The 20,736-nt window shown below is 68.2% G+C and carries 16 protein-coding genes; 11 read left to right on the forward strand and 5 right to left on the reverse strand.

From position 1 onward, the window contains the following. Positions 1-2: 2 nt before the first annotated feature. Both QN345_RS01940 and QN345_RS01945 read left to right on the forward strand, forming a co-directional pair. Positions 3-3,026 carry an MMPL family transporter gene (locus tag QN345_RS01940; protein ID WP_134559406.1) on the forward strand — a complete coding sequence of 1,008 codons (3,024 nt, stop codon included), beginning with the start codon at positions 3-5 and terminating at the stop codon, positions 3,024-3,026. Continuing rightward, the gene (locus tag QN345_RS01945) at positions 3,023-5,014 is read left to right on the forward strand and encodes a YhgE/Pip family protein (protein ID WP_323508419.1); all 1,992 of its coding nucleotides are present in this window, start codon (positions 3,023-3,025) and stop codon (positions 5,012-5,014) included. The genes QN345_RS01940 and QN345_RS01945 overlap by 4 nt, the downstream gene beginning before the upstream one ends. 89 nt (positions 5,015-5,103) lie before the next feature. Here QN345_RS01945 and QN345_RS01950 read toward each other — a convergent pair whose 3' ends face one another. Beyond that, positions 5,104-5,961 (reverse strand): sugar phosphate isomerase/epimerase, encoded by an 858-nt coding sequence (locus QN345_RS01950; protein WP_322187895.1) that lies wholly within the window; start codon positions 5,959-5,961, stop codon positions 5,104-5,106. 178 nt (positions 5,962-6,139) lie between these two features. On the opposite strand from QN345_RS01950, the gene QN345_RS01955 reads away from it, so the two are divergent. The 5 genes from QN345_RS01955 (at position 6,140) to ilvC (ending at position 13,585) form a co-directional block, all read left to right on the forward strand. Further along, on the forward strand, positions 6,140-8,356 hold the full coding sequence (locus tag QN345_RS01955; RefSeq protein ID WP_241975378.1) for a bifunctional alpha,alpha-trehalose-phosphate synthase (UDP-forming)/trehalose-phosphatase: 2,217 nt from the start codon (positions 6,140-6,142) through the stop codon (positions 8,354-8,356). Positions 8,357-8,399: 43 nt separating this feature from the next. Continuing rightward, the gene (gene ilvD, locus QN345_RS01960) at positions 8,400-10,094 is read left to right on the forward strand and encodes a dihydroxy-acid dehydratase (RefSeq protein WP_134559398.1); all 1,695 of its coding nucleotides are present in this window, start codon (positions 8,400-8,402) and stop codon (positions 10,092-10,094) included. 38 nt (positions 10,095-10,132) lie between these two features. Then, positions 10,133-11,977: an acetolactate synthase large subunit gene (locus tag QN345_RS01965; protein WP_134447363.1), complete on the forward strand. Its 1,845-nt coding sequence runs from the start codon at positions 10,133-10,135 to the stop codon at positions 11,975-11,977. A 4-nt stretch (positions 11,978-11,981) separates the two neighbouring features. After that, entirely contained in the window at positions 11,982-12,491 is a 510-nt protein-coding gene (gene ilvN, locus QN345_RS01970; RefSeq protein ID WP_134447365.1) for an acetolactate synthase small subunit, read from the forward strand. Between the two features lie 65 nt (positions 12,492-12,556). After that, positions 12,557-13,585 (forward strand): ketol-acid reductoisomerase, encoded by a 1,029-nt coding sequence (gene ilvC / locus QN345_RS01975; protein ID WP_134447367.1) that lies wholly within the window; start codon positions 12,557-12,559, stop codon positions 13,583-13,585. A 96-nt stretch (positions 13,586-13,681) separates the two neighbouring features. On the opposite strand, the gene QN345_RS01980 is transcribed toward ilvC, so the two are convergent. Together QN345_RS01980 and QN345_RS01985 are read right to left on the reverse strand one after the other, a co-directional pair. Further along, positions 13,682-15,052, reverse strand: coding sequence for an APC family permease (locus QN345_RS01980; RefSeq protein WP_134559394.1), 1,371 nt, complete (start codon positions 15,050-15,052; stop codon positions 13,682-13,684). A 9-nt stretch (positions 15,053-15,061) separates the two neighbouring features. Beyond that, entirely contained in the window at positions 15,062-16,030 is a 969-nt protein-coding gene (locus QN345_RS01985) for a carbon-nitrogen hydrolase family protein (protein ID WP_322187892.1), read from the reverse strand. Between the two features lie 78 nt (positions 16,031-16,108). Here QN345_RS01985 and QN345_RS01990 point away from each other — a divergent pair, with 78 nt between their 5' ends. From QN345_RS01990 to QN345_RS02000, 3 genes are read left to right on the forward strand one after another with little or no spacing between them, the layout of a single operon-like run. Next, positions 16,109-16,954, forward strand: coding sequence for a GntR family transcriptional regulator (locus QN345_RS01990; protein WP_322187890.1), 846 nt, complete (start codon positions 16,109-16,111; stop codon positions 16,952-16,954). Positions 16,955-16,963: 9 nt separating this feature from the next. Continuing rightward, positions 16,964-17,515, forward strand: coding sequence for a DNA polymerase III subunit gamma/tau (locus QN345_RS01995; RefSeq protein ID WP_134447373.1), 552 nt, complete (start codon positions 16,964-16,966; stop codon positions 17,513-17,515). After that, positions 17,512-17,931 carry a hypothetical protein gene (locus QN345_RS02000; RefSeq protein ID WP_322135589.1) on the forward strand — a complete coding sequence of 140 codons (420 nt, stop codon included), beginning with the start codon at positions 17,512-17,514 and terminating at the stop codon, positions 17,929-17,931. The genes QN345_RS01995 and QN345_RS02000 overlap by 4 nt, the downstream gene beginning before the upstream one ends. Positions 17,932-17,958: 27 nt before the next feature. Here QN345_RS02000 and QN345_RS02005 read toward each other — a convergent pair whose 3' ends face one another. Further along, positions 17,959-18,363, reverse strand: coding sequence for a hypothetical protein (locus QN345_RS02005; RefSeq protein ID WP_134560902.1), 405 nt, complete (start codon positions 18,361-18,363; stop codon positions 17,959-17,961). A 96-nt stretch (positions 18,364-18,459) separates the two neighbouring features. Here QN345_RS02005 and serA point away from each other — a divergent pair, with 96 nt between their 5' ends. Beyond that, complete coding sequence (serA, locus tag QN345_RS02010) at positions 18,460-20,052, forward strand: phosphoglycerate dehydrogenase (protein WP_134447379.1); 1,593 nt, start codon at positions 18,460-18,462, stop codon at positions 20,050-20,052. Here the strand turns inward: serA and QN345_RS02015 are convergent. Then, positions 20,042-20,635, reverse strand: coding sequence for a TetR/AcrR family transcriptional regulator (locus tag QN345_RS02015; RefSeq protein WP_134560903.1), 594 nt, complete (start codon positions 20,633-20,635; stop codon positions 20,042-20,044). The two genes, serA and QN345_RS02015, sit on opposite strands and share 11 nt — an antisense overlap. Positions 20,636-20,736 lie beyond the last annotated feature (101 nt).

Here is a 20,736-nt window from a genome sequence, read left to right on the forward strand (position 1 = left end):
CAATGGCAACCCTTCTGTATCGGATCGGCCACTTCGCCTACAAGCGCGCGTGGCTCGTCATCGGCGTCTGGGCACTCCTCCTCGTCGGGATCCTCGGCGGCGGCATCGCGCTCGGCGGCAAGACCGCCGAGTCCTTCGCGATCCCAGGCACCGAATCGCAGGACGCGATCGACCAGCTCGCCGCCGTCTTCCCCCAGGCGGCCGGAGCCTCGGTGCAGGTCGTCTACAGGACGCCGGACGGGGCATCCGTCAACACGGAGCCGTACAAGACGGCCATCACCGACATGGCGACCGAACTCGAGGCCGTTCCCGGCGTCGTGTCCGTGATCACCCCGTATTCCGACTACGCCTCGAGCGCCATCTCGACGGACGAGGCCACCGCGCGCAGCGTCGTTCAACTCGACGGTCCATCCGCGGATGTGACGGACGCTACCCTCAACGCCGTCACGGCGACGGCCGCGATCGCGGAGAAGGCCGGTCTCGAGGTCGCCTTCGGCGGCCAGGTCTTCTCGTCCAACACCTTCGGCATCACCATCACCGAGGTCTTCGGCCTCCTCTTCGCCGGGGTCGTGCTGCTGATCACCTTCGGGTCGCTCGCCTCGGCTGGGATGCCCCTGCTGATGGCGCTCATCGGCGTCGGCGTTGCGATCGGCGGTATCACCGCGATCTCCGCGTTCGTGCCCGTCTCGAGCACCGCACCGATGCTCGCAATGATGCTCGGGCTCGCCGTCGGCATCGACTACTCACTGTTCATCCTGTCCAGGCACCGGACCCAGCTCGCCAGGGGCGTCGAGCCGCACGAATCGGCATCGACGAGCGTGGCCACCGCCGGGAGCGCGGTCGTCTTCGCCGGGCTCACCGTCATCATCGCCCTGCTCGGACTGCTCGTCGTCGGAATCCCGTTCCTGAGCGTGATGGGTGTGGGAGCCGCGGTCGCCGTCTTCATCGCCATCCTCGTCGCGATCACCCTCCTGCCCGCGATTCTCGGCCTCGCCAAGGGCCGCCTCACCCCGAAACCCGGCGGGCGCGCCCACAACCGGGCGACCATGCCGGACACGGGCAGGCCCACGATGGGCCGCCGCTGGGTGGGCCTCGTGATGAAGGCGCCGATCGTCGCCGTCATCCTCGTCGTCGGAATCCTCGGCACCCTCGCGATCCCCGCGCTCAGCCTCGACCTCAACCTGCCGGACGGAGCGTCCGAGCCGGTCGACTCGACCCAGCACAAGGCGTTCACCATGATCGAGGAGGGCTTCGGTCCCGGCTACAACGGCCCGCTCATCGTGGTCGTCGACATCACCCAGACCACGAACATCTTCCCTGACCTCGAGACGATCAGCGCCAAGCTGCGTACCCTGCCCGACGTCGCCTTCGTCGGCAAGGGCACCCCGAACGCCACCGTCGACACCGCGATCATCCAGGTGATGCCGAACAGCGCGCCGAACGACCCCAAGACCAAGGATCTCGTCCAGGCCATCCGCGACCTCGCGCCGGGGATCGACTCCGAACTCGGGACTCCCGTCACGGTGACGGGAGCGACGGCCGTGTCGATCGACATCTCGAACCGGCTCAGCAACGCCCTCATCCCGTTCGCGCTCATCGTCGTCGGGCTCTCGATCATCCTGCTGACGATGGTGTTCCGTTCCGTCTTCGTTCCGGTGAAGGCCGCGGTCGGGTTCCTGCTCTCCGTCTTCGCCTCGATCGGTGCGACCGTCGCGATCTTCCAGTGGGGATGGTTCGCCGACCTGCTCGGGGTGAGCACGCCCGGTCCGATCCTGAGCTTCCTGCCGATCCTGCTGATGGCCGTGCTCTTCGGACTGGCCATGGACTACGAGGTCTTCCTCGTCTCCGGCATGCGTGAGGAGTACGTCAAGAACAACGACCCGCGCCAGGCCGTCGTCTACGGATTCGCACACGCCGCCCGCGTCGTCACCGCTGCGGCACTCATCATGTTCTTCGTCTTCTTCGCCTTCGTACCCGACGGCACCGGGGCGATCAAGGGCATCGCATTCGCCCTGGCCGTCGGCGTGTTCCTCGACGCCTTCCTGGTGCGGATGACCCTCGTGCCCGCAGCGATGGCCCTCGCAGGCCGGGCGGCGTGGTGGCTGCCGCGCTGGCTCGACCGCCTGCTCCCCAACGTCGACATCGAGGGCGAGGGACTTCGCCACCACATGCTCGACAGCCACTGGGCGAAGGCCCAGGACGGCGCCATCACGGCGGACCAGGCCGTCTTCGGCCTGCCGGGCAGCACGATCGGCCCGCTCACCGTCTCCGTGCCGACCGGATCGGTGCTGGTCCTCACCGGGACCACCGCCCATCGCCGGGTCGTCGCCGCGACGCTCGCCGGCCGTCTCGACCCGGTCTCCGGCCGGCTCCAGGTGCTCAGCTACCCGCTGCCCTCCGAACGCGGCCGCGCCTTGCGCGTCGTCGCGCTCGCCGACGTCGGCGACAGCCGCGACAACGGCCTGACCATCGGCGAACTGCTCGCCGAGCGGCTCGACCTCACCCAGCCACGGTTCCGCTCCCGCAGCCGGCGCGGTCAGCTCGACGGCTGGATCGGACGGATCAACCGTGCCATCGCCCACGACCGTGCCCCGGTCGCACCCCTCACCGCGGACACCCCGGTGTCCTCCCTCTCCGCTGTGTCCCGTGCCGCGGTCCTCGTCGCGGCGGCGCTCGCCGAGCGTCCTGGCGTCGTCGTCATCGACCTGGGCGAAGGACTCCCCGCCGATCCCGCAGGACTCAGCATCGGTGTCGTGGTCGCGACGCTCGCCCCCGCAGACACCACGCTCATCATCGCGGCGGCGTCGCAGCATCCGCTCGCCGCAGCCGGCCGGGCCGTGCTCGTCGTCGACCTCGAAACGCTCGAGCCCGTCGAAACGGCGGGTCCCACCGCCCGCGGAGCTCTCGGCGGATACCCACCGCTCGACCCGGAGCCGCGTCATGCGACCCGGCCAACCGACACCCTCGACCCCCGCGACGCCGTCTTCGGCGCCGACGCCCTGGATGGAAAGGCCGCACTGCGATGAGCACCACGCTCGAACGACTCTTCAGCCGCACGCCGGGACAGCGCCGCTGGACCTTCGGCGCCGTACTCGCCGGACTGATCGTGGTACCCCTTGCGGTCGCAGGCGTCTTCGCCGGCGCGCTCGCGACCGCCGACCAGCGGCTCGACACCCTGCCGGCGATCGTCGTCAACAACGACACCTTCGTGACGACGACGGCCGCGGACGGCACGAAGCAGACCGTGCTCGCCGGGCGCCTGCTCGTGACCGAGCTCACCGCGCCGGCCTCGTCGCGGACGGCGTCGACCGGGTTCGCCTGGACGATCTCCAATTCCGCGGACGCTGCGGCGGCACTCGCCTCCGGCAAGGCATACGCGGTGCTCACCATCCCCGCAGACTTCTCCAAGTCGATCACCTCGATCGGCACCGCAGCGCCGACCCAGGCCGAGCTCGCCATCCGCACCGATGACGCGCATTCCTATCTCGCCGGAACCGTCGCAGGGACGGTCGGCTCCGCGATGACGGGCGTCTTCGGCCGGCAGATCACGACCCAGTACCTGAGCGGCCTGTATTCCGGCCTGTCAACGCTCGGCGGCTCGCTGACGACGGCAGCGGATGGCGCCGGCCAGGTCTCGACGGGCGTCACCGGAGTGGCCACCGGCCTCGATTCCCTCTCCGGGGGCGCGGCCTCCGCTGCAACCGGGGCGGCGTCCGCCTCGACAGGAGCGTCGAGCTTCGCGACCGGGGTTACCGCGTACACGAACGGGGTGGATGCGCTCAGTGCGGGCCTCGGCAAACTCAACACCGGCACGGCAGGTCTCAGCGCCCTCAGCAGTGGCGTCGCCCAGTACACCGGGGGAGTCACGCAGGCGGCAACCGGGTTCACCAAGGTCTCGGCGGGCTTCACGACGCTGGCCGGCCAGTTCGCCGGGGTCGCCGCGGCGATCAAGGCTGACCCCGCAAACGCCGACGCCTACATCGCCCAGTACCAGGCCGGACTCGACACGTACCAGGCCGGACTGACCCAGTTCCAGGGCGGACTCGACACCCTCTCGACGCAGGGCGCCGGACTCAGCCAGCAGACGACATCCGCCCTCACCGGGGTGCAGGGCGGCGTGGCGCAGAGCGCGACAGGGGCCGCGAAGCTCGCAGCAGGTTCGGCATCGCTGCGGACGGGCGCGACCGGCCTCGCCTCCGGCGTCTCGAGCCTCTCGAGCGGCGTCTCCCAACTCGCGACGGGGACCGCGGCCACCGGGGTGCACCAGCTCGAGACGGGCGCGAGCCAGCTCGCGACCGGGCTCGCGTCCGGAGCCGAGAGCGCGAAGAAGCTGAACCAGGACGACCCTGCGCAGTCGGCTTCGGTCGTTTCCGAGCCCGTCGCCATCACCACGAGCCGCGACAACCCGATCGCGACGATCGGCCCGCTCCTCGGGATGGTCTTCGTGCCGGTGGGGCTCTGGATCGGCGCGCTCGCGATCTTCCTCGTGATGCGCCCGGTGACAAGCACCGCTCTCGCTTCGACCGCCTCAACAGGGCGCCTTGTCTCGCGTGGCTTCGGCCGGGCGTTCGGCCTTGCCGCAGCCCAGGCGGTCGTCGTCGTCGCGCTGCTGCACGCCTCGCTCGGCGTGACCTGGACCCTGCTCCCGGCGACACTCGGCTTCGCGCTCTTCCTCGCGTTCGTCTTCGTCGCGGTGCACCAGTTCCTCACCGTGGCGTTCGGACGGGTCGGCATCGTGGTGTCCCTCGTGCTCCTCGCCCTGCAGCTCACTGCGGTCGGCGGACTGTACCCGATCGAGCTCGTCTCGGCGCCGTTCCAGGCGATCAGCCCGTTCCTGCCGCTCACCTGGGCCGTGAGCGGCATGCAGGGGATCGTCTCCGGAGGGGGAGCAGGTGCGCTCAATGCCGTGGGCATCCTGCTGCTCTTCGCGGTGGTCAGCATCGGCCTGACGTTCTGGGCCGTTGCCGCCAAGCGCGGCCCGCGCTCCTTCGCCCTGGCCCTCGCCCGCGGCTGACGCACGAGCTCCTTCCGCGAGAGCGGGTGAAACGTCGGTTTGAGCGGACCAGACCGACGATTCACCCGCTTTCGCGCGTGGGGACGGGGCTAGTGCTGCTGTCCGGGGCGCAGGGACTCGTGGGCGCGGGGCGACCGCGGGGCGCGGCGCACCCGGCGCTGGGCGGTGTGCAAGCGCGCGAACGCGAGGGTCTCCACGAGCAGCACGAGGCGTTCCTGCTCGGTGCGCGCCTTGCGGGTGTTGACCTCCGCGACGATCCGGCCGTCCCAGCCGGTGCGCGCGAGCAGGTTGAGCACCTCGGCGACCGGCTCGCTGCCACGGCCGGGCAGCAGGTGCTCGTCGAAGACTTTGCCCTCGTCGAGGGAGCCGGAGCCGTCGCAGAGATGCACATGCCGGAGACGGTCGCCGAGCTCCGTCGCCATCGCGAGACTGTCGAGCCCGCTCAGGGCGCAGTGCGAGAAGTCGAGCGTGACGGCGTCGCAGTCCATCCGGGTGGTGTCCCAGCCGGGGGAGTACGCCTTCATGCCCCGGCCGCCGAACTTCCACGGGAACATGTTCTCGACCGCGATCTCGATGCCGCTGTCCGCGCTGATCTCGCGCACGGAGTCGAGGAACGTGACGGCGAAGTCGGCCTGCCAGCGAAACGGCGGATGCACCACGACGTTTCGCGCCCCGACCTCGGCCGCGAGCGCCGCCGAGCGTTCGAGCTTCACGAGTGGGTCCCGACCCCAGACGAAATGCGTGAGCAGGAGCACGGGAGCGTGGATCGAGAAGATCGGCAGCTTGTATTTCCGCGACAGGGCCAGGAGCGCAGCGGCATCCTGGGTGACGTCGTCGCGGGAGACCATGATTTCGATGCCGTCGTAGCCCGCGAGTTTCGCGAGCCGGAAGGCGTGCTCCGTCGAGAGCGGATAGGCGCACGTCGTGCTCATGCCGATGCGAATCATTGGCGCCAGAGTAAACCCGACTGCTGAACAACGGGTGTCGCGCGCCCGAATAGTCAGGGGGCTCCGCCGGGGCTGCTGGTATCCTTGGAAGTTCACCGAGGTGCGTGCGCCGTGCAGGTACCGGAACGGACCAGCCATTTCGATTGAAGCCGTTAACACGCCCGCCGCCGAGCCGAAGGTGACATACGCCCTCGTCGCTGTCTCGAACCGGCTGCCCGTGGACTTCGTCGTCGCCGAGGACGGCACCGAAAGCTGGAAGACCTCACCCGGCGGACTCGTCACCGCCCTCGAGCCGCTGATGCGCTCCTCCGACGGCGCGTGGGTCGGCTGGCCCGGCGTCGCCGACCGCGAGTTCGCCCCCTTCGAAAACGACGGCATCAACATCGTTCCCGTCTCGCTGACCGACGCCGACCTCGAGGACTACTACGAGGGCTTCTCCAACGACACCCTCTGGCCGCTCTACCACGACGTGATCTCCCCGCCGAGCTTCCACCGCGAATGGTGGGAGGCGTACGTGCGCGTCAACCGCCGGTTCGCCGAAGCGGCCGCCGCGGCCGCGGCAGCCGGTGCAACCGTCTGGGTGCACGACTACCAGCTGCAACTCGTGCCGCGGATGCTGAGGGACATGCGCCCCGACCTCGTGATCGGCTTTTTCAACCACATACCGTTCCCGCCGTACGGCATCTATGCGCAGCTCCCGTGGCGTAAGCAGATCCTCGACGGCCTGCTCGGCGCCGACCTGATCGGCTTCCAGCGGCTGGCGGATGCCGGCAACTTCTCCCGCGCGGTCCGTCGCCTCTTCGGATACACCACCCGCGGTGTCGCGATCGACGTTCCAGGCGCCGGGGGACACCACCGCCGGGTGATCGCCAAGCACTTCCCGATCTCGATCGACGCCGTCGCATACGCCGACCTCGCGAAACGTCCGGAGATCCAGGCCCGCGCGCGCCGCATCCGCGAGGACCTCGGCAACCCGAAGACGATCATTCTCGGCGTCGACAGGCTCGACTACACCAAGGGCATCGGCCACCGGCTGAAGGCCTTCGGCGAGCTCCTCGAGGACGGGTCGATTTCCGTCGAGGACGTCACCCTCGTGCAGGTCGCGAGCCCGTCCCGGGAACGGGTCGGAGCGTACATGGCCCTCCGCGACGAGATCGAACTCGCCGTCGGCCGGATCAACGGCGACTACTCGACGATCAGCCACACCGCGATCAGCTACCACCACCACGGCTACCCGCGCGAGGAAATGGTCGCCCTGTACCTCGCCGCAGACGTCATGCTCGTCACCGCCCTCCGCGACGGGATGAACCTCGTCGCGAAGGAATACGTCGCCGTCCGCGACGACAAGGACGGCGTGCTCGTCCTGAGCGAATTCGCCGGGGCGGCCGACGAACTCAAGCAGGCCGTGCTGATCAACCCGCACGACATCGACGGCATGAAGGCAGCCATCCTGCGTGCGATCGCGATGCCGCGCCCCGAACGGCAGCGGCGGATGCGCGCCCTGCGCCGCAAGGTGTTCGACAACGACGTCGCCGCCTGGTCGTCGTCCTTCCTCCGCACACTCCGGGAGGGTGCCGCCGTGCAGCCCGGCGTTCCCGATGATCTCGCTCACGCCCTCCGCGACTTCAGTTCCGCGGGCTCGCTGCTCATCGCGCTGGACTTCGACGGCACCGTCGCCCCGATCGTCGACAACCCCCAGGACTCGCGTGCCGTCGCCGGCACCCGGGAGGCCGTCGAACGCCTGATCGGACTCGACGGCGTGCGTGTCGCCCTCGTCTCCGGCCGGTCGCTCGCGAGCCTGCGCCAGGTCGCCGAACCGCAGGTCGAGGTGCTTCTGACCGGTTCACACGGCATCGAGGTCCAGCTGGACACCCCGGGCGAAGAGCTCGGACTCGACCAGGACGAACTCGACCAGCTCGACACGCTCGCCCGCGTGCTCGAACGGGTCTCGGCATCCGTGACGGGTGCGTGGATCGAACGGAAGCCCGCCGGCCTGGCCTTGCACACCCGCAAGTCGACCGCGCAGGCCGGCCAGGCCGTGCAACGCGACGCCCGCGTGCAGCTCGGCGCCGTGCTGCCAGACCTCACCGTGCGCGAGGGAAAGAATGTGCTCGAATTCTCCGTGCGCTCGAGCTCGAAGGGTGACGCGCTCGAACGGCTCCGTGCATACACGGGCGCCGACCGGGTGTTCTACGCCGGAGACGACGTGACGGACGAAGACGCCTTCACCGCACTGCACCCCGGCGACCTCGGACTGAAGATCGGCGCAGGCACCTCCCTCGCGGGCTACCGGGTGCGCGGACCGGAGGAAGTGCCGATCGTGCTGCAGCTGATCGCCGACCTCCGGGAGGCCGCCCCAGCTCCCGGAACCCCCGGAACTCCCAGCGAACGGTAACCCTGCGGCAAAGTTCCCGAAACACAGGTTCTAGAATCACTACATGCCTGAGATCGATCTGAAACCGCGTAGTCGCGACGTCACCGACGGAATCGAAGCCACGACCTCCCGCGGAATGCTCCGTGCCGTCGGGATGGGCGACGCGGACTGGGACAAACCCCAGATCGGCATCGCGAGTTCCTGGAACGAGATCACACCGTGCAACCTGTCCCTCGACCGCCTCGCGCAGGCGGCCAAGGAGGGCGTGCACTCCGGTGGCGGCTATCCGCTGCAGTTCGGCACCATCTCCGTCTCCGACGGCATCTCGATGGGCCATGAGGGCATGCACTTCTCCCTCGTCTCCCGAGAGGTCATCGCGGACTCCGTCGAGGTCGTCATGCAGGCCGAGCGCCTCGACGGCTCCGTGCTGCTCGCCGGCTGCGACAAGTCCCTGCCCGGCATGCTGATGGCCGCTGCCCGGCTCGATCTCGCGAGTGTCTTCCTCTACGCCGGCTCGATCGCGCCCGGCTGGGTCAAGCTCTCGGACGGCACCGAAAAAGACATCACCATCATCGACTCGTTCGAGGCCGTCGGCGCCGTCAAGGCCGGGCGGATGTCCGTGGCCGACGCCAAGCGGATCGAGTGCGCCTTCGCCCCCGGCGAGGGTGCCTGCGGCGGCATGTACACCGCGAACACCATGGCGAGCGTCGCAGAAGCCCTCGGCATGAGCCTTCCGGGATCCGCGTCCCCCGCCTCGGCCGACCGCCGCCGCGACTACTACGCGCACCGCTCCGGCGAGGCCGTCGTCAACCTCCTGCGCCTCGGCATCACGGCCAGGGACATCCTCACCCGCAAGGCCTTCGAGAATGCGATCGCCGTCGCCATGGCCTTCGGCGGCTCCACGAACGTGGTGCTGCACCTGCTCGCCATCGCCCGCGAGGCCGAGGTCGAACTGAGCCTCGACGACTTCAACGTGATCGGCGACAAGGTTCCGCACATCGGCGATCTGAAGCCGTTCGGCAAGTACGTCATGAACGACGTCGACCGCCACGGCGGGGTGCCCGCCGTGATGCGCGCCCTGCTCGAGGCCGGCCTCATCCACGGGGACGCCCTCACCGTCACCGGGAAGACCGTCGCAGAGAACCTCGCGGAGATCGACCCGCCCGACCTCGACGGCGAGGTGCTCCGCACGCTCGACAACCCGATCCACAAGAGCGGCGGCATCACCATCCTCAAGGGCTCGATGGCGCCGGAGGGCGCTGTCGTCAAGACCGCCGGCTTCGACAGTGACGTGTTCACCGGACCCGCCCGCGTCTTCGAGCGCGAGCGCGCGGCGATGGACGCCCTCACCGAGGGCACCATCGAAAAGGGCGACGTCGTCGTCATCCGCTACGAAGGCCCCAAGGGAGGCCCCGGCATGCGCGAGATGCTCTCGATCACCGCGGCCATCAAGGGCGCCGGGCTCGGTGCCGATGTACTACTGTTAACGGACGGCAGATTCTCAGGCGGCACAACCGGACTGTGTATCGGCCACATAGCACCCGAAGCGGTGGACGCAGGTCCGATCGCCTTCGTGCGCGATGGTGATCTCATACGGGTCGATATCGCAGCTCGCACGCTCGACCTACTGGTCGACCCTGAAGAGCTCGACGCCCGACGAGTCGGCTGGGCGCCTCTCCCTCCGCGCTACACCCGCGGCGTGCTCGCCAAGTACACGAAGCTCGTGCAATCGGCGGCCGTTGGCGCCGTCACGGGGTAGCGCTCACCATTCGTACTCGACCTTAGGGACCTGAATCAATGACCGCGGAACAGAACCCCGTGCCATCACCCACGCCCTCGCCGACCTCGGCCGCCACGTCGTCCGCCGCGGCGACGGCCGCGGCAGCATCCGGTGAGCCCGAACTCCTCACCGGTTCCGGTGCGATCATCCGCACCCTCGAACTGCTCGGCGTGACGGATGTCTTCGGCCTGCCCGGCGGCGCCGTCATCCCGCTCTACGACGAGCTGATGACCCAGGACGCCATCCGGCACATCCTGGTGCGCCACGAGCAGGGCGCCGGCCACGCTGCGGAGGGCTACGCCTCGGCGAGCAACCGCGTCGGCGTCGCCATCGCGACCTCAGGCCCCGGCGCCACGAACCTCGTCACGGCGATCGCGGACGCATACATGGACTCGGTGCCGATCCTGTGCATCACCGGCCAGGTCTTCTCGACGCTGATGGGCACGGATGCCTTCCAGGAGGCCGACATCGTCGGCATCACGATGCCGATCACGAAACACTCGTTCCTCGTCAAGCGCCCGGAAGACGTTCCCGGTGCGATCGCATCCGCCTACCTGATCGCCTCGACCGGCCGGCCAGGCCCTGTGCTCGTCGACATCACCAAGGACGCCCAGCAGAAGACGGCGCCGTTCATCTGGCCGCCGAAGATCGACCTGCCCGGCTATCGTCCGATCACCAAGGCCCACGGCAAGCAGGTGCAGGCGGCAGCCCAGTTGCTCGCCGATGCGAAGAAGCCCGTGCTGTACGTCGGCGGCGGCGTCATCCGCGCCCGCGCATCCGCCGAGCTCCTCGCCTTCGCCGAACTCACCGGCACGCCCGTCGTCACGACGCTGATGGCCCGTGGCGCCTTCCCGGACTCGCACGACCAGCACCTCGGCATGCCGGGCATGCACGGCACCGTTCCCGCCGTGCTGTCCCTGCAGGAGGCCGACCTGATCATCGCGCTCGGCGCCCGCTTCGACGACCGGGTCACCGGGAAGGTCAGCGAGTTCGCGCCGCACGCCACGATCGTGCACGTCGACGTCGACCCCGCGGAAATCTCCAAGATCCGCACCGCAGACGTGCCCATCGTCGGAGACGCCAAGGACGTGCTCGCCGACCTGACCGTCGCCTTCTCCGCGGTGCTCAAGACCACCACCCCGGACTTCACCGAGTGGTGGAGCTACCTGAACGGTCTCCGCGAGGAGTTCCCGCTCGGCTACTCCGAGCCGACGGACGGCCTGCTCGCCCCGCAGTACGTGATCAAGCGCATCGGTGAACTGACCGGGCCGGAGGGCGTCTACGCCGCCGGCGTCGGCCAGCACCAGATGTGGGCGGCCCAGTACATCAAGTACGAGCGCCCCAACTCCTGGCTCAACTCGGGCGGTGCCGGCACGATGGGCTACTCCGTTCCCGCGGCGATGGGCGCCAAGGTCGCAGAACCCGACCGGGTGGTCTGGTCGATCGACGGTGACGGATGCTTCCAGATGACCAACCAGGAACTCGCGACCTGCACGATCAACAACATCCCCATCAAGGTCGCGATCATCAACAACTCCTCGCTCGGCATGGTACGCCAGTGGCAGACCCTGTTCTACGACGGTCGGCACTCCTTCACCGACCTGAACACCGGGCACGGCTCGGCGATGGTGCCCGACTTCGTGAAGCTCGCCGAGGCGTATGGTGCGCTCGGCATCCGCGTCACGAGCGCGGACCAGGTCGACGACGCGATCAAGCTCGCCCTCGCGACGAACGACCGCCCGGTCGTGATCGACTTCGTCGTGAGCCGCGATGCGATGGTCTGGCCGATGGTGCCCCAGGGCGTCAGCAACAGTTACGTGCAGTACGCGAAAGACCACGCACCGACCTGGGGAGAGGAGTAAGCCCATGAGTTCCCATGTCCTGAGCCTCCTCGTCGAGGACAAGCCCGGCCTGCTGACCCGCGTCGCCGGCCTCTTCGCCCGGCGCGGCTTCAACATCGAAAGCCTCGCGGTCGGCCACACCGAGATCCCCGGCCTGTCGCGGATCACCATCCTCGTCGACGTCGAGGACCTCCCGCTCGAGCAGGTCACGAAGCAGCTCAACAAGCTGATCAACGTGATCAAGATCGTCGAGCTCGACCCCGCGCAGTCCGTGCAGCGCGAGCACCTGCTGGTCAAGGTGCGTGCGGACAACACGACGAGGTCCCAGGTGCTCGAAGCCGTCACGCTGTTCCGTGCGCGGGTCGTCGACGTCGCCCCTGACTCCGTCGTGATCGAGGTGACCGGGGATTCCGGCAAGACCCAGGCGCTGCTGCGCGTGCTCGAGCCCTACGGGATCAAGGAAATCGCACAGTCCGGACTGCTCGCCATCGGCCGCGGGTCCAAATCGATCACCGAACGCGTGTTCAAGAGCTAGCGTCCGCCCCTCACCCCCTTTCTTCACCGACCTTTCTTCACCAAACAACTAGGAGATAACCACTCGTGTCTGAGATTTACTACGACAAAGACGCTGACCTGTCGATCATCCAGGGCAAGAAGGTAGCCGTCATCGGTTACGGCTCGCAGGGACACGCGCATGCCCAGAACCTCCGCGACTCGGGTGTCGAGGTCGTCATCGGCCTGAAGGATGGCTCGAAGTCGAAGGCCAAGGCCGAAGAGGTCGGCTTCACCGTCCTCAGCACCGCCGAGGCAGCCAAGTGGGCCGACGTCATCGTCATCCTCGCGCCCGACCAGGTGCAGCGTCACCTCTACGCCGCTGACGTGCTTCCGAACCTCGCGGCCGGAAAGGCGCTCGTCTTCGGACACGGGTTCAACATCCGCTTCGGCTACATCACCGCACCGGAGGGCGTCGACGTCGTCATGGTCGCCCCCAAGGGACCCGGCCACACCGTGCGTCGCGAATTCGAGGCCGGCCGTGGCGTACCCGTCATCGTCGCCGTCGAGAAGGATGCGACCGGCAATGCCTGGCCGCTGACTCTCAGCTACGCGAAGGCGATCGGCGGGCTCCGTGCCGCCGGCATCAAGACCACCTTCACCGAAGAGACCGAGACCGACCTGTTCGGCGAGCAGGCCGTGCTCTGCGGCGGCGTCTCGCAGCTCATCCAGTACGGCTTCGAGACCCTGACCGAGGCCGGTTACCAGCCGCAGGTCGCCTACTTCGAGGTGCTGCACGAGCTCAAGCTCATCGTCGACCTGATGTGGGAGGGCGGCATCGCCAAGCAGCGCTGGAGCGTCTCCGACACCGCGGAATACGGCGACTACGTCTCCGGCCCGCGCGTGATCGACCCGCACGTCAAGGAGAACATGAAGGCCGTTCTCGCCGACATCCAGAGCGGCGCGTTCGCCGAGCGTTTCATCGCCGACCAGGACGCCGGAGCACCCGAGTTCCTCGCTCTCCGCAAGAAGGGCGAAGAGCACCCGATCGAGGCCACCGGCCGCGAGCTGCGCAAGCTCTTCGCGTGGAACGCCTCGAACGACGACGACTACGTCGACGGCGAAGCCGCCCGCTAACCACCGCATCGCGCACGACGCACCGCGCACCGCACCATGAACGGCGGGGCCCCTCTACCCGAGGAGCCCCGCCGTTCGTCGTAAAGCCCCGCAGGGTCAGTGTTCGGTGAGGACGGCCTCTTCAGCCTCCTCGAAGGCCAGGTCGGGCGGCGAAATCCGGAAGCCCCTGGTCAGGATGGCGAGCACGACGACGCCCACGCCGAGCCAGGTGAGGCCGAGCGTGATCGCGTTCACGTCGAGCTTGGTGAGCAGCCATGCATCGATGACGGCTCCGATCGCGGGCACGACCACGTACAGCCACACGTTGTGGTGCCGGCCGGCCCTGCGCTCGCGGATGAAGAAGGCGATCACGGCGAGGTTCACGAACGTGAACGCGGTGAAGGCGCCGAAGTTGATGAACGATGTCGAGGTTGCCACGTCGAGGAACAGGGCGATGAGGCCGACGGCTCCTGTGATGATGATGCTGATCACGGGCGTGCGGTAGCGCTCGCTGATGGTGCCGAAGATTCGGCGGGGGAGGACGCCATCGCGGCCCATCGCGTAGAGAAGACGGGCTCCTCCGGCCTGGGCGGCGAGCCCGGAGGCGAACTGGCCGAGCACGAGCCCGGCGATGAAGATCGCGCCGAACACGTTGCCGCCTATGGTGAGAGCGATGTCGAAGGCGGCGGACGACACGTTCTCGAAGACGCCGCCCGGCTGGACGAGTGTCGTCGTGTACGCCACGACGATGAAGATCGCTCCGCCGATCAGGGCGATGAGCATGATCGCGCGCGGCATGGTCTTCCGCGGGTTGATCGTCTCCTCTGTCAGCGTCGTGACGGCGTCGAAACCGAGGAAGGAGTATGCGGCGATCGCGGCCCCTGCGGAGATGCCGGTGAGGCTCGCCGTGTCGTTGAAGAACGGCGTGGAGCTGAAGAGGGCAAGCGGGCCGGAGTTCGTGAGGACGGAGCCGATCGAGAGGGCCACGAAGAGCACGATCACGAGCACCTGAAAGGCCATCAGGATGTAGTTCGCCTTCTGTGCCACCCGGATCCCGATGATGTTGAGCGCGGTCGTCGCGAGGATGAACCCGAGGATCCAGATCCACCCGGGCACGTCGGGGAATTGAGCGCCGAGGTACGCGCCACCGATCAGCCAGATCACCATCGGCAGGAAGAGATAGTCGAGAAGGACGGCCCAGCCGACGAGGAAACCGACGCGGGAGTCGATCGCGCGGCGCACGTAGCTGTATGCCGACCCCGCGACCGGGTACGCGGCGGCCATCCGCCCATAGCTCGATGCGGTGAAGAGCATCGCGACGAGGGCCACGAGGTAGGCGGCGGGCGTGGCGCCGCCGGTGACCTCGGCGACGATGCCGAAGATCCCGAGCACGATGATCGGCGTCATATAGGCGAGGCCGAAGATTACGACAGAGGAGAGCGTGAGAGAACGAGTGAGGGTGGGACTGGGGTGCGTTGGCGTAACCATGGGTCGTCCTTACTGGGTTGGGGTGGCGGGGCGAACTGCGGGGGCTACTACTGAGATCAGCGGGGCTGGAGAGGTCGGGGACCAGGACTGGGGCTGCCAGCTGGAAGGAGAGATCCGGCCGCCGTACAGGGGGAGCTCGATCGGGGCATCCGTGTCGGCGAATTGCGCCCACGGTCGGTTGGTACCCGCGGTTCCCTGCACTCGCACCCGGGTCACGTGGTCGAGGTCGATGGTGGTCAGAAGCACGTCGGAGTTGGTGTCAGCGCTCTCGTCGAGGACGTGGCCCTCCGGGTCGACGACGATGCTCCGACCCCGGCCGACGGGACCTGCGCAATTGACGCTCACGGTGAAGACCTGGTTCACGATCGAGTTGGCGCGGGCGAGCACGAGCTCCTGGGCGCGGTCGTCCGTCGTCGTCTTCACGAGGTTCAGTACCACCTCTGCACCGAGCCACGCGAGATGCCTGGTCACCTCGGGGAACCAGGCGTCATAACAGATGGAGAGGCCGAGCCGCCCGACACCGGGCACATCGAAGACGACGAACCGGTCGCCGGGATCGTACGGTTCGAACGGCCGCCAGGGAAACATCTTGCGGTATGAGGCGACGCGTTCCCCCGTCGGGGCGTACACCACGGCCGTGTTGAAGAGTTCCCCGTTCTGGCCGAGTTCGCACACGCTCCCCGGAACGAGCCAGATGCCTGCCTCCCTGGCGAGCGCTCCGAGGGAATCGCCGAGCGGGCCGTCGAGGGGCTGGGCGGATGCCCTGAGGCTCGCGTTCCGTGCGTCGGCCGACTCAGGTTCTGACGTGACGTCGCCGCGGTCCGCGGGGGAGCCGAAGAGATGCAACTCGGGAAACACCACCACGTCGGCATCGGGGGCTCCGGCAAGCACGGACCGCAGCTCGGCGGCGAACGGCTCGATCGCGGTTCCGATCAGCTGGGGAGCCGCCTGCACGGCGGCCACTTTCAGGGTTCTCATCCTTCGTCCTTCCGAGTTCTCCTAAATTAGATCATTTTGAACATTACCGGCGCGTTTCGTGTCGATTATTGTGGTGTCGTGACCACATCGATACCGGGCGACGCTGAAACGGCGCCATCGGGCCTCGCGGCCCTGACCGCCGCCGCCGTCACCGGGATCACCCGCCTCGCGGCCATCGACACCGTGCGGGCCCGCCTCGCCCTCGCCGTCGACCTCGGCCTGCTGCTGCCGGGCGAACGAGTGCCGCCCGTCGACGACGTCGCTGATGCGCTCGCCGTCAGCCCGATCACGGCCCGGCGGGCGCTCGAGAGCCTCGCGGAGGAGGGCGTGCTCGTGCGCCGCAGGGGACGCGGCGGCGGCACCTTCGTCGCAGATGTTCCCGCGCACTCGGCCGTCGCCGAGATCCGCAGCTACCTCGCTGACGCCGCCGAAGTACACGAACTCATCGACCGACGGGTGCTCCTCGAGTGCGCCGTCGTGCACCACGCCGCGCTCGCCGCGACGGAATCCGACCTCGCCGTCCTCGACCTGCAGATCACCCGGATGCGGGAGGCCAGGAGCTGGACCGAGTACCACCTGGCCGACGAGAGCTTCCACGTCGGAGTCGCCGTCACGAGCGGTCTCGACTTCGCCCTTCCCCTCTACCGTGCCGCCCTCGCCGCCCTTTACCGGTACTTCCTGCCCTATCCGATCGCGTTCCTGCACGGGGTCAACGATGACCACGCCGACCTCGTTGCCGCGCTCCGCCGCTCCGACCCTGTGGATGCCGTGCGCATCGCCCGCGCGCACGTCGAGGCCCTGCACCACACCATGTTCATGGGGCTGCCGCAGCCACCGAACGATGCCCCGACAGCGGTCACCGCCACGCCCCCCTCCAGGTCTCCTGACCCGCTGCCTGACGCGGCGCCGCACTCCGACGGCTAATCTGGCCCTATGACTTCAGCACCACGCGGCGGAAATCCGCGCGACGACGACGCGCTCGGCTGGGCCGGCGACGACGATCCCACCCTGCAAACCCGGTCGGAGGACGCCGACGCCCGCGAGAACTCGCGCACGCCGGTCGAGTCAGACCCCGTTGCCTCCGCACCGGCCAGCGCTCCGGTCTACGCCGCTTTGCCGGACGGCTGGAGCGTCAAGGGCCCGACCGCTGCGATCGAAGCGGATGCCGCGGCCCGCAACTCGGAACGCTCGCCGATGAGTTCATTCACCCTCATCTCCCTCGGGGTGTTCGGCGGCATCTACCTGCTCTTCACGATCGGCTGGTTCATCGGCGTGAGCCGGATCGACAATCCGCTCGGCGACGCTCTCGCGAGCTTCATGTTCAGCCTCGGAACCTGGCTCGCCGTCGCGGCCCCCGTCGCGTGGTTCGCGGTGACGCTCTGGCTGACCCCGACCCGGCCGCGCGGACGAATCCTCTGGCTGCTCCTCGGCGTCGTGCTGCTCGCTCCGCTCCCGCTCCTCGTGAGCGGAGGGGCCGTCGCATGAGCGAGCCCGTCGCACTCCCGAACCCGTCCGGTCCGGACACGTCCGGTCCCGATGCGTCCGGCACCGGTTCGACCGAGACCGTCGCCGCACCACAGCGCCGCAGGCCTTCCTGGCCGTTCCTGGTCGTCGCCGTCTTCTTCGGACTGTTCTACGCCTGGGATGTCTGGGCGGCCCTCGGGAACCTGATCGGCCTCAACCTCGCCGCCGGGTCCCTCGACACCCAGCTCAGCGGGTTCGGCTGGGGAATCCTGATCGCCGGGGTACTCCTGCCGATCCTGATCTTCCTGCTCGCCGCCCGGATCGGACGGGGCAGGCCAGTGTACGCGCAGGCCGCCCTGTTCCTCGTCGGCCTGGCCCTCGCATCCGCCCTCGCCCTCGATATCTACCAGTTCGGACTCGGCAGCCTGATCGTCTGATCGAGGCGTCGGACCGGGATCGCAGGCTCAGAGAATCGCCAGCACGACGAGGGCGATGAGCGCGACCTGCTCGATGACCCGGGTCCGGAGCGGGATCGCGGCCCGGCCGAAGCGCAGCGGGTCGCGGGCGGCGAACGCGTTGGCCGGGAAGACCGCGATCAGGAAGATCACGAGCATGACTCCGGTGACTCCGGTGGTCGGCGGCCAGAGCAGGCCGAGGCCGCCGAGCATCTCGCAGACGCCCGTGAAGATCACCAGGACGACGGGGCCACGCGCGCCGAAGAATCCCGTGAAGCGGAGTCCCGGCGGGATCATGGCAGCCATCGTGCGCTGGACCACCGGGATGAAGTGGGTGATCCCCGCGCCGAAGAAGAAGACGGCCAGAAGGCAGCGCAGGACGAACTGGAGGGAGTCCAACGTAACAGTGCTCATTGGGGAATATTACGGCCGATAGACTCGACCCAATACTGGCGCCCCACGGTCGCGGCGCGAGCCACAATTGCTGCTGCTATCGGAGGTTCTGTTTTCGTGTCAAAACCAGTCGTTCTTATCGCTGAAGAATTATCACCCGCAACCGTCGATGCACTCGGACCCGACTTCGAGGTCCGCACTGTCGATGGCACGGACCGGCCGGCCCTGCTCGCCGCGCTCGCAACGGCCGACGCCGTGCTCGTGCGCTCCGCGACGAAGGTCGACGCCGAGGCTATCGCGGCTGCACCCCTGCTCAAGGTGATCGCCCGCGCCGGTGTCGGACTCGACAACGTGGACATTAAGGCTGCGACGGCCGCAGGCGTCATGGTCGTCAATGCACCGACCTCGAACATTATCTCTGCCGCAGAACTGACCGTCGGTCACATTATTAGCCTCGCCCGTCACATCCCCGCCGCGAGTGGCGCCCTCGCAGAGGGGCAGTGGAAGCGCTCCAAGTACACCGGTGTCGAACTGTACGAAAAGACCGTCGGCATCATCGGCCTCGGCCGTATCGGCGCCCTCATCGCCGCTCGAATGCAGGCCTTCGGCACGAAGATCATCGCGTTCGACCCGTACATCACCTCCGCCCGTGCGCAGCAGCTCGGCGTTGTGCCCGTGACTCTCGAAGAACTCCTCGCGCAGTCCGACTTCGTGACCATCCACATGCCGAAGACGGCGGAGACGACCGGCATGATCGGAGCCGCGCAGTTCAAGCTCATGAAGCCGACCGCGTTCGTGATCAACGTCGCCCGAGGCGGCCTCATCGACGAAGACGACCTCTACGACGCCCTGACTGCCGGCACCATCGCCGGGGCCGGCCTCGACGTGTTCGTGTCTGAGCCCCCGACCGGGTCGAAGCTCCTCGGCCTGGAAAACCTGATCACCACCCCGCACCTCGGTGCATCGACCGACGAAGCCCAGGAGAAGGCCGGCGTCTCCGTCGCGAAGTCGGTGCGCCTCGCCCTCTCCGGCGAACTCGTGCCGGACGCGGTCAACGTCGCCGGCGGCGTCATCGACCCCTACGTGCGCCCCGGCATCCCGCTCGTCGAGAAGCTCGGCCAGGTCTTCTCCGGCCTCACCGCACAGCGCCCGCTCACAAGCGTGGACATCGACGTGCGCGGCGAGCTCGCCGACTACGACGTGAGCGTGCTGCGCCTTGCGGCACTCAAGGGCATCTTCACGAACGTCGTGAGCGAGACCGTCTCCTACGTGAACGCGCCGCTGCTCGCCGAGCAGCGTGGCATCGCGGTCCGCCTGCTCACCGACAAGGAATCGCCGGAGTACCGCAACGTCATCCAGATTCGTGGCGCCCTCGCAGACGGCTCACAGGTTTCCGTCTCCGGCACCCTGACCGGCACGAAGCAGATCGAGAAGATCGTCGAGATCAACGGGTACGACGTCGAGGTCACCTTCGCCGAGCACCTGATCGTGATGGTCTACACCGACCGCCCCGGAATCGTCGCCGTCTACGGCCGCGAGTTCGGCGACGCCCAGATCAACATCGCGGGCATGCAGATCGCCCGCCACGAGGCCGGCGGCAAGGCGCTGAGCGTGCTGACCGTCGACTCACCCGTCTCGGCGAGCCTGCTCGCCACCGTGCGCGACGCGATCTCGGCCGACGTGATGGTCGAAATCGCCATCACGGAGTAGCGGTCCGGTCGGTCATTCGACCGATCACGGCGAGCAACCGGTCCAGTCTCGCCGCCGACACCACGTCGGCGGCGGGATAGGCCGCGCTCGTGATGGTGGAACCGAAGTACAGTCCGTCACTGATCAACATGATCGCCTCTGCGACGTCCGGATCCCCGACGGTCTCCTCGATCACGGCCAGCCACTGGCGCCGCATTGAGACAACGGCCGTGTTGGCCAGCGGATGCGATCCCTGCGCCAGGCGCACGGCTCCCGCGATGGTGCGGTCCAGGGGAGTGCCCTCGCTCATCGAGGTCCGGATCAGGTAGTCAACGGGTCCGGCCGCCGCAGAGCGGATGCGTACGATGTCGTCGGCCACGAGCTCCTCGAGCCGGGTGAGCAGTCCCCGGACCAGGGCCTCCTTCGACCCGAAATGGTAGAGCAGCCCGCCCTTCGACAGGCCGGCCGCCGCGGCGACACCCTCGAGGGTGGCCGCACGTTCGCCCTGGTCGATGAGGAGCCCGGTGAACGCGTCGAGGACCCGGTCCCGGGTCGGGGAATGGTCGGCTGACCGGAGCGGGGGCTGGACGGGCGAGGGTGTCATGGTGCTACTGTACCGTCTGGACGGTATAGTTTTGTGCCGTCCCCCTTCTGCGACGGGTCCACCCGTCCCCTGCCCGGAAAGTTGTTGCACCGTGTCAACCC

This window comes from Cryobacterium sp. 10I1 (genome assembly GCF_035019805.1).
GTDB lineage: Bacteria > Actinomycetota > Actinomycetes > Actinomycetales > Microbacteriaceae > Cryobacterium > Cryobacterium glucosi.